Raw genomic sequence first — 14,379 nt, forward strand, 5'->3', positions numbered from 1 at the left:
TGAAGGACCGCATTTTGATCCGCCGGAATGCGTTTTCGTCGACAGAAAAAAGGCAGGGCAGCCCACATCTGCCCTGCCTTTACTTTTTAAGGATGCCCGAACTTACTTCAGCAAATCCTTGACGACGCCGGAAGCCTTGGCGAAGTCGATCTGGCCGGGATAACGCTCCTTCAGCGCGTTCATGCACTTGCCCATGTCGCGCAGGCCGGAGGCGCCGGTCTCAGTGATGACGGCCTGGCAGAGTTCGCGCACCTTCTCGGCCGGGATTTCTTCCGGCATAAATTCCTTGATGATGACGATTTCCTCGCGCTCCTGAGCGGCAAGCTCGGGGCGGCCGGCGCCTTCATAGATATTGGCGGATTCTTCCCGCTGCTTCACCATCTTGGTCAGGATCTGCATGATGTCCTCATCGCTGACGGGGTCTTTGCCCACGCCGCGATTGGCGATATCGCGATCCTTGATGGCGGTCTGGATAAGGCGCACGGTCGAGGTGCGGCGTGCATCACGAGCCTTCAATGCGTCCTTCAAAGCGTTTGCGAACGTGTCGCGCATCATTTTTCTTCTCCTTGGGAAAGCGCTTTCCGCAGCTTCTCGATACGGAAACTTTCCACCTCATTTTGCGAAACGACATAAACGAGCAGACACGCTCAAGCAAATCAAATGCATAAGACCTTGAAAATACGGTGGTTTAATTCCACGTAAATCTTGGCCCTGCGGTTGACCGCTTGGGCTGCTTTCGTTATTTTCCGGCACCTGCACGAGATTTTAACGAAGGGTCGGAACGCGAGCTTTATCGCGCGCCCCTTTATGTCACGAAGCCTGCGACAAAAATGGCCCCTTACCCCCTGCCTTTCAAGAGGCGGGGTGCGAAGCGGCAGAAACGGAACGAGATGACCGAGACAGCGCCCTGGACTACCCGCAAACCGACCGCAATGCTTGTTCTTGCCGATGGCACGGTGATTGAAGGAACGGGCATTGGCGCAACCGGCAAGGTTCAGGCCGAAGTCTGCTTCAACACGGCGCTTACGGGTTACGAGGAAATCCTGACCGATCCTTCCTATCTCGGCCAGATCGTCACCTTCACCTTCCCGCATATCGGCAATGTCGGCACCAATGAGGAAGACATCGAAGACCTGACGCCCGCCGCCCGTCGCGGCGCCGTCGGCGTCATCTTCAAGGCCGACATCACCGATCCGTCGAACTTCCGCGCCGCCAAGCATCTCGATGCCTGGCTGAAGGCCCGTGGCGTCATTGGCCTTTGCGGCATCGACACCCGCGCGCTCACCGCATGGATCCGCGAAAATGGCGCGCCGAACGCGGTCATCGCCCATGACCCGAACGGCGTCTTCGACATCGAAGCGCTGAAGGCGGAAGCCAAGGCCTGGAGCGGCCTCGTCGGCCTCGATCTCGCCATCGAAGCCACCTCCGGCCAGTCCTCCACCTGGACGGAAACGCCGTGGGTCTGGAACAAGGGCTACGGCACGCTCGGCGAAGCCGATGCCAAGTATCACGTCGTCTGCGTCGATTTCGGCGTCAAGCGCAACATCCTGCGCCTCTTCGCCGGTCTCGATTGCAAGGTCACGGTCGTTCCGGCCCAGACATCGGCCGAAGACATTCTGGCGCTGAAGCCGGATGGCGTGTTCCTGTCCAACGGCCCGGGAGACCCGGCCGCGACGGGCGAATATGCCGTGCCGGTTATCCAGAACCTCATCAAGAGCGAGCTGCCGATCTTCGGCATCTGCCTCGGTCACCAGATGCTCGGTCTCGCCGTCGGTGCAAAGACCGAAAAGATGCATCAGGGCCACCACGGCGCCAACCACCCGGTCAAGGACTTCACCACCGGCAAGGTTGAAATCGTCTCCATGAACCACGGCTTTGCGGTCGACACCAAGTCGCTGCCCGAAGGCGTCGAAGAGACCCATATCTCGCTGTTCGATGGCACCAATTGCGGCCTGCGCATCGTCGGCAAGCCGGTCTTCTCCGTCCAGCACCACCCGGAAGCATCGCCCGGCCCGCAGGACAGCCACTATCTCTTCCGCCGCTTCGTCAACCTGCTGCGCGAAAGACAAGGCGAGGCAGCGCTCGCCGAGCGCTGATACCTCGTAAAATCAGGAAAGAGTATGCGGCCCGCTTTTCAGCGGGCCGTTTGCATTTCACGCTTCACCAGAAGGACGAAGCGGACGGTGAGCAGAACCGCCGCCGTCGAAAGGCCGATCACGAAACCGAACCAGACGCCTCGCCCGCCAAAGCCGAGCGGAAAGGCCATGGTCCAGGCAAGCGCCAGCCCGATCGGCCAATAGGAAATCAGCGCCAGCATCGCCGGAATGCGCGCATCCTTCAATCCGCGCAGCAGGCCCGCCGTCACGGCCTGAATGCCGTCGACAAGCTGGAAGATGCCGGCGATCACCACCAGGCTGCTGGCATAGGCAAGCACTTCCGCCGCCTCGGGCAACTTCGCATCCAGGAACCATTTCGCCAGAAATTCCGGCACGGCCGCAAACAGAATGCCGCCGCAAATGGCAATGCCGCAGGCAATCGCATAGACCATGATGGAAGCGCGGATGAGGTTCTTGAAGTCCCCCTGACCGCGTGCGATGCCCACCCGCACGGTCGCCGCCTGCGACAGCCCGAGCGGAATCATGAAGGCGATGGAGGCGAGCTGCAGGGCAATGCCGTGCGCCGCAAGCTGCACGGTGCCGATCTGCCCCATCAGGATCGAAGCGGCGGCGAACAGCGTCACTTCGGCAAGGATGGTGATGCTGATCGGCAGGCCGAGGCGCAGCACTTCGAAGAGCGCATGCCAGTCCGGCCGCCAGAAACGCACGAACAGCTCGTATTTCCTGGTTTCCTCCCGCGTCTGCACATAGGCGACGATGAAGATGAAGCTGAAGGCATTGACGATGACGGCAACGACGGCAGCACCGTTCATGCCCATGGCCGGCAATCCGAAATGGCCGAACACCAGCGCATAGGCAAGCACACCGTTCATCACCAGCATGATGATGGTGACATAAAGAATGATGCCGGCGCGCCCGATGGCGCTGACGAGCCCGCGCAGGACATAAAACAGCAGCGCCGGCAAAAGACCGAATTTGGCAATGGCGAGATAATGGCCGGTCAACGCCGCCACATTGGGGTTCTGCCCGAGAGAAATGAGAATGCGCTCGGCGTTGAAGAAGATCGGAAGGGCGAGCAGCCAATAGGCGATCGCCACCCACATGCCCATACGCAGCGAGCGACGAGCCGCCGTCGCATCCCCCTGCCCGTAGGCCTGCGCCACCATCGGCACCACGGCCACGGAAAAGCCGGAGCCGAAAATGAAGACGACGAAGAAGAACTGCCCGGCCAGCACCATGGCCGCCAGCTTTTCAGCACCAAGCTGTCCGACGATGACCATATCCGTTGTATGGATGCCAAGCTGTGCGAGCTGCGCACCGATGAGCGGAATTCCCAGCGCAAGCGTAGCCTGAAAATGCGAAAACCACGACCCCGATCCGGACGGAACGGTTTCTGCAACAACCGACGAAGACATTGTAATTCACCTGAACTTTGGCCGTTGCCCGCGAATTGCGCAACGGCAGCATGGTGATGAATAAAATATTCCCTTCCTGCACGCAACCTTTGCGGATGAGTGATCAAAATTTACGCAAACGAACGGCGCCACTCCGGCCTCGGCGCAAACGACATGACATAAGACAAATTTAGCTGAATTTTACCATTCCGCTTTATTCATTAGAACATCGCGTAGTTCTTTTAAATCACAAGCTGCATGATGCAGAATATTCCCGCCTTTCTGGCATGTCTTTCCCACCATTTCACAAGATGAGCCGAACGGTACATCCTGTTCCAAGGACGTGTAGCTTGCCCAAAAAAACCAACCTCATGACACGCATCCTCTTTGCGGCGTCTTCGCTTGTCGTCGCCGCCTTTGCCGGTTTTTCTTTCTACATCGACAGCCTTCAGCACCGTGTCACGACGGAAGCGGTGGCGGAAAACATCGATTCTTCCGGCAAGCAGGCCGCGCAAAGCATCGCCAACTGGCTGAACGGCCGCATCATGCTGACGGAAACAGTAGCAAAGACGCTTGCCAAGCTTCCGGATGAAGAGGCGAAGCTGCGGTTTCTGGAAAACGACGTTCTGACCGCGCAGTTCATGTCGACCTATTTCGGCAATGCCGAAACGGGAAGCTTCACCACCTTCCCCAAAACGCCGCTGCCGGAAGGATATGACCCGCGCAAGCGTCCGTGGTATCTGGACGCGGTCAAGGCCGGCAAAACGGTTCTGACCGAACCCTATAACGACGCCTCGACCGGCGGGCTCATCATCACCGCCGCCATTCCCGTTTCCATCGATGGCAAGCTGGCCGGCGTGACGGGCAGCGACTTCTCGCTCAATTCGCTGGTCAACATGATCAAGTCGGTGGATGCCGGCACGGACGGATATGCGTTCCTCGTCAGCAAGGACGGCAAGATCCTTATTCACCCCGATCCGAAATTCGTCGACAAGCCGCTGACCGATCTCTTCAAGGTCAATACGCCGGCGATTTCCTCGGCGATTTCGCAGACCGAAATCGACGGTAAGGGCAAGATCACCAGCTTCATTCCGGTCGCCGGCTTGCCCTCGGTCGACTGGTATCTCGGCTTTGTCGTTGATTCCGATGTTGCCTATGGCGCCATTGGCCAGTTCCGCCTGGCGGCGACCATCGCCACAATTCTCGCCGCCGCGATCATGATCGGTCTCTTGGCCACCGTGCTGTCCCGCTTCATCGTTCGCCCGGTGACGCAGATGACCTCGGCCATGGAAGGCCTCGCATCCGGCAATCTCGAGGTCGCCATTCCCGGTCAGGAGCGCACCGACCAGATCGGCTCCATGGCCGCAGCCGTCGCCGTGTTCCGGTCGAACGCCATGGAACGCCTGCGCCTCGAAGGCGATGCCGAAGAAAACCGCACGCTTTCCGAACGGGAGCGCAGCGAGCGCGAAAGACTGGCGGCAAAGGACGCCGCCGACATCCAGTTCGCGGTCGATTCGCTTGCCCGTGGATTGGCGCATCTTTCCGATGGCGACCTCAATTACCGCATCGACACACCTTTCGTGACCCGCATCGACCGTCTGCGCGATGATTTCAACAATTCCGTCGCCAAGCTGAACGCAGCGCTCAGCACCGTCGGCCAGAACGCTCGCGCCATCGACGCCGGCGCCGGCGAAATCCGCCAGTCCGCCGACGATCTCGCACGGCGCACCGAGCAACAGGCGGCTTCCGTGGAAGAGACCGCAGCGGCGCTTGAGGAAATCACCACGACGGTCAAGGATTCCGCCCGCCGTGCGGAAGAAGTGGGCCGTCTGGTCGACCGCGCCCGCAACAATGCCGAACAGTCCGGCGTCATCGTCGAAGATGCGGTTCGCGCCATGGAAGGCATCGAAAAATCGTCGTCCGAGATCAGCAACATCATCGGCGTGATTGACGAGATCGCCTTCCAGACCAACCTTCTGGCGCTGAATGCCGGTGTGGAAGCCGCCCGCGCCGGTGAGGCCGGCAAGGGTTTTGCCGTCGTCGCCCAGGAAGTGCGCGAGCTTGCCCAGCGCTCCGCCAATGCGGCGAAGGAGATCAAGACGCTGATCAACGCCTCCACATCGCAGGTGCAGTCCGGCGTCGATCTCGTCGGCAATGCCGGCAAGGCGCTGGAAACCATCGTCCGCGAAGTGCAGGAAATCAATCGCCACATCGACGCCATCGTGACGTCGTCGCGCGAACAGTCGACCGGCCTTCAGGAAATCAACACCGCCATCAACACCATTGATCAGGGCACGCAGCAGAATGCCGCCATGGTTGAGGAACAGACGGCCGCAAGCCACGGGCTCGCCTCGGAAGCGGCGGCGCTCAACGAGCTGCTCGCACAATTCCAGCTCGCCACGGCTACGCGGCGGCAGGCGGAGTATGGGCGCGCTGCATGATGGCAAAAACAGAAATGGCCGGAGCGATCCGGCCATTTTTCTTGTCCGCCCCGGCAATAGCCGGTTTCCGCCACCGGCGTGATCCGCTAGAGCTTGATCGATCATGATCATGCGGAGGGATTCATGCTGGAACTGATTTGGCGCGGCATTGCCATGGGCATTGGCGGCACCGTGTTTATGGATATATGGGCAATCGTGCTGCACCGGTTCTTCGGCCAGTCCGCGCCAAACTGGGCGCCGGTCGGCCGCTGGTTCTGGCACGTGCCGAAAGGTACGATATTTCACGACAGCATCGCCACGGCTGAACCCTATGAACACGAACTGGCGCTCGGCTGGATTTCACATTACGCCGTCGGCATTCTTTATGGCGTCATTCTCGCGCTGGTGGTTCCGGCCGCGTGGTTTGCCAATCCTTCGTTCATTGAGCCGTGGATCGTCGGCATCATAACGGTGGGCGCGGGCTGGTTTCTGTTGCAGCCAGGCCTCGGCATTGGCTGGGCAGCGTCGAAGACCCCCAACCCGAACAAGGTCCGCTTTCTCAACCTTGTGGCCCATACGGTTTTCGCCCTCGGCATGTATGCCGTGGCGCTTTTGATGCGCTAAATGAAAAGGGGGCTGAAAAGCCCCCTCTCCTGTCCGGTTCTCAGATATTCGCCGAGAACGTATCGCAATCTTCGACGCGGCCGCTCTGGAAACCGCGCTTGAACCATTCCGCGCGCTGTGCCGAGGTGCCGTGGTTGAAACTGTCAGGCACCACATAGCCCTGGGTCTGCTTCTGCAGCGTATCGTCGCCGATCTGGTGGGCGGCGTTCAGCGCTTCCTCAAGGTCACCGGTTTCGAGAATACCCTTCTGCTCGGTGAACTTGCCCCAGATGCCGGCATAACAATCCGCCTGAAGCTCGACGCGCACCGACATCTTGTTGGCATCCACCTGGCTCATCGACTGGCGGCGGCGGTTGAACTCCGGCAGAACGCCGGTCAGGTTCTGGATATGGTGGCCCACCTCATGCGCAATCACATAAGCCTGCGCGAAATCGCCGGCCGCGCCGAAACGCTGGTCCAGTTCCTTGAAGAAGCTGGTGTCGAGATAGACCTTGCGGTCGCCCGGGCAATAGAACGGGCCGCTGGCGGCGGAAGCATAACCGCAGGCGGAAGACACCTGACCGGAGAACAGAACCAGCGTCGGCTTCTGATAGGTCTCACCGGCCGACTGGAAAATGCCGCTCCACGTATCTTCGGTCTCGGCCAGCACCGTGCGCACGAAAGCCGTCGTCTCGTCCGACGACTGGCCTTGCGGACGCGTGCCTGCCTGCTGGCCGCCGGATTGCTGCGTCGTACCGCCGCCATCCAGCGAAATATCGCCGCCCGAAAGCAGCGTCAGCGGGTTGATGCCAAGCACCCAGCTTATCAGCAGGATAACCAGAATGCCGCCAATACCGATACCGCCGCCGCGCCGCCCGATAGGCACACGCATTCCGCCACGGGAAAAAGGATCGTTGCCCGACGGCCCCGATCCCGCCGACATGCCGCGCCGGTCCTCGATATTGTCCGACTGGCGGCGCCCTCTCCATTCCATGCTATTCTCCCGGCGGATATCGCCTTAACAAGCTGCCTTATAACGGCACTATAATACATCTTGTTCCGGAAGGAAGCAGAGGCGAAAAAACGGAGGCCTTCATGCGGTTCGGCGTCTTTGTTTCAGCACGGCCAGAAACAGGAAGGCAAACACGAGAATACCGGCGAAAACGGCCGCAAAACCAGCTTTACCATCTTCGAAAGCAATCTGATGCATGATGCGTCCCGGAACGAAGGTGAAGCCCCCGGCAATCACGATGCCGCCGAGATAAACGCTCTGCATGATCCGCATATGGCGTCTGATATCGCCGCGGCGCGCGAAATAGATCGATTGAAGACAGCCATATATCGTGAAGGCGGAAAGCAGGTGGATCGGGCTGAAACCGTAAAACATCCTCAATTCATGGATGAAGAACGTCGAAACGGACGTCGTGACCATCAGCATCACCCATATCTTGCCGAACAGCCGGTGGATGGCAGTTCCCTTGGGGCGCAGGAAGATGAAGGCGCCGAGAATGGCCGCAGGCACGACAGTGGCGACATGGAACTGCACGGCAAGCGGTGCGTCTAACAAAGGCTGGAATGACATGGGTGCTGTTTCGGCTCGGTTGAAATCACCGGCAATTTCGGCAAAACATGCGCTCAGGAAAAACGGATTGACGCCAACCGCAGGAAAACTTCGTGGATCACCCATATCTGCAATCCACGCTTCGTGAAATGCACGCCATCCTGCAATCGCGCAGGCTGTGGCTGACGTTTCTCGCCGTGCTGGCGATCTTCATCGTGACCGGACCTTTCGGAACGAGCGAAACCATGAGCTTCGCCGACCGGCTGCTCTACTGGACAATCATACAGGCCAGCGCCTGGATATTCGCCATATCCTTTTCCATCATCGCCAACAGCATCCTTGCCGGCAGCATCGAAAATATGCTGACGCGCATGATGATCGGCTCGCTGACGGCCGCCCTGCCGATCGGGCTGCTGCTTACCATCACGAACCGGGTCTTTTTTGGCAAGGAAATGGGTTTCGGCCCCTTTTTACAAAGCAGCCTGTCGTCTCTGCCTCTCTGCGCCATCTTCTGCCTGCTAAGTTATCTCACCGCCTGCCAGTCGCTCGAAACAGCGGCCAATGCCACTACGGACACGGGCGAAGATACCAGACGCGAGGTAAAGGGCATCGTACCGCTGCTGGAGCGGCTACCGCCGCAAAAGCGCGGAGAATTGCTGCGGCTGTCGGTGCAGGACCACTATACTGAAATCGTCACCACGCGCGGGCATCAGCTCGTTCTGCTGCGTTTTTCCGATGCGCTGAAAGAAATAGGCCAGACGGGAGGCTTGCAGGTGCACCGGTCGCACTGGATTGCCGATGCCGACGCCGTCTCGCTGCGCAAACAGGCCGGTCGTCTGCATGTTATCACAAGAGACGGCACGGAAATTCCCGTCAGCCGCTCCTATAGTGCAGCGGTCCAGGCCCGTTTTACCGCACACGCCCCTGCCGGTTAAGAGTTTCTGTCGATTCCGGAATTTATGGGGTTCCGTTCTCAAAAACATTTGCCTATAAGCCGCTTCTAGCCTGAAAACATTTGAATTGCGCCCCCGGCCGGTGATCCTTCACCCTGGCCGGTGTTTTGCGCAACCGAAAAGCGGAACGAGAGAGCCATGCCGAAGCGCCAAGATATCAAGTCCATCCTCATTATCGGCGCGGGACCGATCGTCATCGGTCAGGCATGTGAATTCGACTATTCCGGCACGCAGGCCTGCAAGGCGCTGAAGGAAGAGGGTTACCGGGTCATTCTGGTCAACTCCAACCCGGCGACGATCATGACCGATCCGGGCCTTGCCGACGCCACTTACGTCGAGCCGATCACGCCGGAAGTCGTCGCCAAGATCATCGCCAAGGAGCGTCCGGATGCGCTTCTGCCGACCATGGGCGGCCAGACCGCGCTCAACACTGCGCTCTCTCTCAAGCGCATGGGCGTTCTCGACCGTTACAATGTCGAAATGATCGGCGCCAAGCCCGAAGCCATCGACATGGCCGAAGACCGCGCCCTCTTCCGCGAAGCCATGGCCCGCATCGGCCTTGAAACCCCGCGCTCCATGCTGGCCAACGCCACCGAAATCAAGGATGCCGACCGCAAGAAGCACGAGGCCGCCCGCACCGAGCTGAAGGGCAAGCTTTCCGGTCCCGATCTCGACAAGGCGCTGGACGATCTCGAAAACCAGTGGAACCTCGGCGAAACCGACCGCAAGCAGCGCTACATGGCCCATGCCATGGCAATCGCCGCGCAGGCAATCGATCATGTCGGCCTGCCGGCCATCATCCGCCCCTCCTTCACGCTCGGCGGCACCGGCGGCGGCATTGCTTATAACCGCTCGGAATTCTTCGACATCGTCTCGGGCGGTCTCGACGCCTCGCCGACGACGGAAGTTCTGGTCGAGGAATCGGTTCTCGGCTGGAAGGAATATGAGATGGAAGTCGTCCGCGACAAGGCGGACAATTGCATCATCATCTGCTCCATCGAAAACATCGATCCGATGGGCGTCCACACGGGCGACTCGATCACCGTCGCGCCGGCGCTGACGCTGACCGACAAGGAATACCAGATCATGCGCAACGCCTCGATTGCGGTGCTGCGCGAGATCGGCGTCGAAACCGGCGGCTCGAACGTGCAGTTCGCCGTCAACCCGAAGGACGGCCGCCTCGTCGTCATCGAAATGAACCCGCGCGTCTCGCGCTCCTCCGCTCTCGCCTCCAAGGCAACCGGCTTCCCCATCGCCAAGATCGCCGCCAAGCTCGCCATCGGTTACACGCTGGACGAACTGGAAAACGACATCACCGGCGGCGCGACACCTGCTTCGTTCGAGCCCTCCATCGACTACGTCGTCACCAAGATCCCGCGTTTTGCCTTCGAGAAATTCCCGGGCGCCTCGCCGATCCTCACCACCGCCATGAAGTCGGTCGGCGAAGTCATGGCCATCGGCCGCACCTTCGCGGAATCGCTGCAGAAAGCGCTGCGCGGCATGGAAACCGGCCTCACCGGTCTCGATGAAATCGAAATCCCCGGCTATGAGGAAGGCGAAGGCTCCAAGAACGCCATCCGCGCCGCCATCGGCACGCCGACGCCGGACCGCCTGCGCATGGTCGCCCAGGCGCTGCGCATGGGCATGAGCGAAGAGGAAGTCCACGAGAACTCGAAGATCGACCCGTGGTTCATCGCCCAGTTCAAGGCCATCGTCGACATGGAAGCCCGCATCCGCGAGCATGGCCTGCCGCAAGATGCCGAAAACCTGCGCATGCTGAAAGCCATGGGCTTCTCCGACGCCCGCCTCGCCAGCCTGACGTCCAAGCGCCCGAAGGAAGTGGCCGAGCTGCGCAACAGCCTCAATGTTCGCCCGGTCTTCAAGCGCATCGACACCTGCGCGGCCGAATTCGCGTCGCCGACCGCTTACATGTATTCGACCTATGAAATTCCCTTCGTCGGCGCCGCCCGCTCGGAAGCGCAGGTTTCGGATCGCAAGAAGGTCGTCATCCTCGGCGGCGGTCCGAACCGTATCGGCCAGGGGATCGAGTTCGATTATTGCTGCTGCCATGCCGCCTTCGCGCTGAAGGATGCCGGCTTCGAGGCGATCATGATCAACTGCAACCCGGAAACCGTTTCCACCGACTACGACACGTCCGACCGCCTCTATTTCGAGCCGCTGACGGCCGAAGACGTGATCGAGATCATGCGTGCGGAACAGGAAAAGGGCGAGCTGGTCGGCGTCATCGTGCAGTTCGGCGGCCAGACTCCGCTGAAGCTCGCCGAAGCGCTGGAAAAGAACGGCATTCCGATCCTCGGCACCGCGCCTGACATGATCGACCTTGCCGAAGACCGCGACCGCTTCCAGAAGCTGCTGATGAAGCTCGATCTTGCCCAGCCGAACAATGGCATCGCCTATTCGGTCGAGCAGGCCCGCCTCGTGGCTTCCGAAATCGGCTTCCCGCTTGTCGTGCGCCCGTCCTATGTTCTGGGTGGCCGCGCCATGCAGATCATCCATTCGGAAGGCCAGCTCCAGACCTATCTGCTCGACACGGTTCCGGGCCTCGTACCCGAGGACATCAAGCAGCGTTACCCGAACGACAAGACCGGCCAGATCAACACCCTGCTCGGCAAGAACCCGCTGCTGTTCGACAGCTACCTGACCAACGCCGTCGAAGTGGACGTCGATGCGCTGTGCGACGGCGAAAGCGTCTTCGTCTCGGGCATCATGGAGCACATCGAAGAAGCCGGCATCCATTCGGGCGACTCGGCCTGCTCGCTGCCGGTCCGTTCGCTGTCGAAGGAGATCGTCGATGAGCTGGAACGCCAGACGACGGCGCTTGCCAAGGCGCTCAATGTCGGCGGCTTGATGAACGTGCAATATGCCATCAAGGACGGCACGATCTACGTTCTCGAAGTCAATCCGCGCGCCTCGCGCACCGTGCCTTTCGTGGCGAAGACCATCGGCGCGCCGATCGCCAAGATCGCCGCCCGCGTCATGGCCGGCGAGAAGCTCGATCCGGCGATTGCCGCTTACGGCGAAAAGCCCGATCCGCGCAACCTGAAGCACATTGCCGTCAAGGAAGCCGTCTTCCCCTTCGCCCGCTTCCCCGGCGTCGACATCCTGCTCGGACCGGAAATGCGCTCGACCGGCGAAGTCATCGGCCTCGATACCGATTTCGCGCTGGCCTTCGCCAAGAGCCAGCTCGGCGCCGGCGTCGACCTGCCCCGCTCCGGCGCGGTCTTCGTCTCGGTGCGTGACGAGGACAAGGAAGGCGTTCTGCCCGCCATCCGCATTCTCGTGGAAAGCGGCTTCAAGGTGCTGGCCACCGGCGGCACCCAGCGTTTCCTCGCCGAAAAGGGCATCAACGCCGAAAAGATCAACAAGGTGCAGGAAGGCCGTCCGCATATCGAAGACGCCATCCGCAACCGTCAGGTCCAGCTCGTCATCAACACCACCGACAGCAACAAGGCGATTTCTGACTCGAAGTCGCTGCGCCGCGCGACGCTGATGCAGAAGGTGCCTTACTACACGACGATGGCCGGCGCGGAAGCGGCAGCGCTTGCCATCAAGGCGCTGAAGGCCGGCAATCTGGAAGTGAAGCCGCTGCAGAGCTACTTCCAGTAAGCTGCGCGAACCGCAGGTTCCAGCGCTGAATGAAAACAAAGCGCCGCGGGTCACCATGCCCGCAGCCATTCGCCGCACCGTTGCCAAAGCTCCGGTCAAACGCTCCATGAAGATACTGAAGCGCCCCGCCATCGGGTCCCAGCGATGGGAACACCAGGCCCCGACAGGCCAAAGCACCGCCTTGAGGGACTGATCATGGCTGGACGCCCACCGGGACCGGAGCGGGTGGCTTTTCCGCTGCGGATCGAACCCGCAATATTGAACATGATCCGGCACACCGCGAGCGGCGAATTGCGCAGCGTCAATGCCCAGATCGAGGTTCTTCTGAAAGAGGCCCTGTCCCGTCGCGCCACGGCCGATGAAGCAGACAAGCCGCCCTTTTAGACCGAAGGGCAACAACGACGCTACACGACACAAAGATGCGGTGCGGCCCTGCGGAAAGATCGACGGCCCGCAGCCCCGCCTATGCCGCCTGCGCCTCCCGAACGCAATTGCGCCCTTCCATCTTCGCGCGGTAAAGTGCGCGATCCGCCATTTCCGCAAGCGTCTGGAGATCGCAGCGCATCTCGCCAGTGGCGGCAACGCCGATGCTGATGGTGACGCCGACACGCAGACCGCCGCAATCGACCTCGCTTACCGCAATCGCATCGCGAATGCGCTCGCCGATCATACAGGCCTTGCGAACGCCGGCGCCCGGCAGGTAGATGATGAATTCCTCTCCGCCGTAACGCGCCAGCACGTCCCCGCCGCGGATGCTGCCGCCGATGCGCTTCGCCACTTCCTGCAGCACGCTATCGCCGACGGCGTGGCCAAAACGGTCGTTGATCGACTTGAAGTGATCGATATCCAGCAACATGGCCGCATCGGCGGGATCGGGCGTCGCAGGCATGGTCTGGAAGAAGAAACGCCGATTCTTCACGCCCGTCAGCGGGTCGGTATTCGCAAGAACCAGCAGTTTTCGTTCTGACCGCTCGGCCACGAGCATCATCACGAACAGGGCAATGGCGAAGTTCAGCATGATGATGAAGAAGAACGCATTGACCAGATCGATGGTGGCATAATCGGGGAAAAGCACGCTTTTCACCACAAATAGCGAAATGAGACCGGAGACGCCGGTGATGCCACCCAGCGCCAGGCGCGAGAGCAGCGGCTCCCTGCGCCATCTGGCGAAAAGCACCGATGCCCCGGCGAGATAGGCGAGCGATGCGCAGCCATTGAAGAGCGCCGCGCGATACGCATTATTGTCCGCCACCTGCTGCGCGACCACCATCGCCAGCACGGAGATGAGGCAGACAATGGATACGGTCCGTCGGTCGACGGGACGCCCATCGCTCAACGCCTTCAAGCCGAGCCAGATCAGCGCGTAACCCACAATACCGAAAACGACACTGCCGAGCCGCCACAGGGCCGGCGACAATATTCCCCATTCTCCGTAACCGGCAAGCGTGGAGCCAATCGCCATCGAGGCGAAACCCGCCGCAAGGGGGACGGGACCGCGCAAGCCGCGATTGGTCATTTTCAGATAGATAAAACTCAAAAGCCCAACGATGTAAGAACACTTTTGCATCAGTATGACTGTCGCAAGGTCGAGTTCACCCAACATGATTTGTCCATATGGTAAATAAATTCGGAGAAATTAATTATAATATTAAGTATAAAATTTCAATAAAAATAACAGATAAATAATCAGTAAATAATACTACT

General features: G+C 60.2%; 11 protein-coding genes. 6 read left to right on the plus strand and 5 right to left on the minus strand.

Going from position 1 to position 14,379, the window contains the following annotated elements:
• Window positions 1–102 precede the first annotated feature (102 nt).
• Window positions 103–555, minus strand: a complete 453-nt coding sequence (locus tag ACQZ60_RS10695) for a GatB/YqeY domain-containing protein (RefSeq protein ID WP_003522833.1) — start codon at window positions 553–555, stop codon at window positions 103–105.
• A 335-nt stretch (window positions 556–890) separates the two neighbouring features.
• Here ACQZ60_RS10695 and carA point away from each other — a divergent pair, with 335 nt between their 5' ends.
• Window positions 891–2,096, plus strand: a complete 1,206-nt coding sequence (gene carA, locus ACQZ60_RS10700) for a glutamine-hydrolyzing carbamoyl-phosphate synthase small subunit (RefSeq protein ID WP_003522834.1) — start codon at window positions 891–893, stop codon at window positions 2,094–2,096.
• A gap of 38 nt (window positions 2,097–2,134) precedes the next feature.
• Here carA and ACQZ60_RS10705 read toward each other — a convergent pair whose 3' ends face one another.
• The gene (locus ACQZ60_RS10705; RefSeq protein WP_020809198.1) at window positions 2,135–3,532 is read right to left on the minus strand and encodes an MATE family efflux transporter; all 1,398 of its coding nucleotides are present in this window, start codon (window positions 3,530–3,532) and stop codon (window positions 2,135–2,137) included.
• A 329-nt stretch (window positions 3,533–3,861) separates the two neighbouring features.
• Here ACQZ60_RS10705 and mcpU point away from each other — a divergent pair, with 329 nt between their 5' ends.
• Together mcpU and ACQZ60_RS10715 are read left to right on the plus strand one after the other, a co-directional pair.
• Entirely contained in the window at window positions 3,862–5,952 is a 2,091-nt protein-coding gene (mcpU, locus tag ACQZ60_RS10710) for a methyl-accepting chemotaxis protein McpU (protein WP_448735205.1), read from the plus strand.
• Between the two features lie 123 nt (window positions 5,953–6,075).
• Window positions 6,076–6,555, plus strand: a complete 480-nt coding sequence (locus ACQZ60_RS10715; RefSeq protein WP_448735206.1) for a DUF2938 domain-containing protein — start codon at window positions 6,076–6,078, stop codon at window positions 6,553–6,555.
• Window positions 6,556–6,595: 40 nt separating this feature from the next.
• Here ACQZ60_RS10715 and ypfJ read toward each other — a convergent pair whose 3' ends face one another.
• Window positions 6,596–7,528, minus strand: a complete 933-nt coding sequence (gene ypfJ / locus ACQZ60_RS10720; protein WP_020809202.1) for a KPN_02809 family neutral zinc metallopeptidase — start codon at window positions 7,526–7,528, stop codon at window positions 6,596–6,598.
• A gap of 99 nt (window positions 7,529–7,627) precedes the next feature.
• Window positions 7,628–8,116, minus strand: a complete 489-nt coding sequence (locus ACQZ60_RS10725; RefSeq protein WP_448735207.1) for a DUF2306 domain-containing protein — start codon at window positions 8,114–8,116, stop codon at window positions 7,628–7,630.
• 92 nt (window positions 8,117–8,208) lie between these two features.
• Between ACQZ60_RS10725 and ACQZ60_RS10730 the strand changes: the two genes are divergently transcribed.
• The 3 genes from ACQZ60_RS10730 (at window position 8,209) to ACQZ60_RS10740 (ending at window position 13,059) form a co-directional block, all read left to right on the plus strand.
• Window positions 8,209–9,030: a LytTR family DNA-binding domain-containing protein gene (locus ACQZ60_RS10730; protein WP_448735208.1), complete on the plus strand. Its 822-nt coding sequence runs from the start codon at window positions 8,209–8,211 to the stop codon at window positions 9,028–9,030.
• A gap of 156 nt (window positions 9,031–9,186) precedes the next feature.
• Window positions 9,187–12,675, plus strand: coding sequence for a carbamoyl-phosphate synthase large subunit (carB, locus tag ACQZ60_RS10735; RefSeq protein ID WP_003522842.1), 3,489 nt, complete (start codon window positions 9,187–9,189; stop codon window positions 12,673–12,675).
• Window positions 12,676–12,870: 195 nt separating this feature from the next.
• On the plus strand, window positions 12,871–13,059 hold the full coding sequence (locus ACQZ60_RS10740) for a type II toxin-antitoxin system antitoxin (protein WP_031233516.1): 189 nt from the start codon (window positions 12,871–12,873) through the stop codon (window positions 13,057–13,059).
• Window positions 13,060–13,138: 79 nt separating this feature from the next.
• On the opposite strand, the gene ACQZ60_RS10745 is transcribed toward ACQZ60_RS10740, so the two are convergent.
• Window positions 13,139–14,278 (minus strand): GGDEF domain-containing protein, encoded by a 1,140-nt coding sequence (locus ACQZ60_RS10745; protein WP_448735209.1) that lies wholly within the window; start codon window positions 14,276–14,278, stop codon window positions 13,139–13,141.
• Window positions 14,279–14,379: the final 101 nt, after the last annotated feature.

The organism is Agrobacterium sp. 22-223-1, from assembly GCF_053522385.1.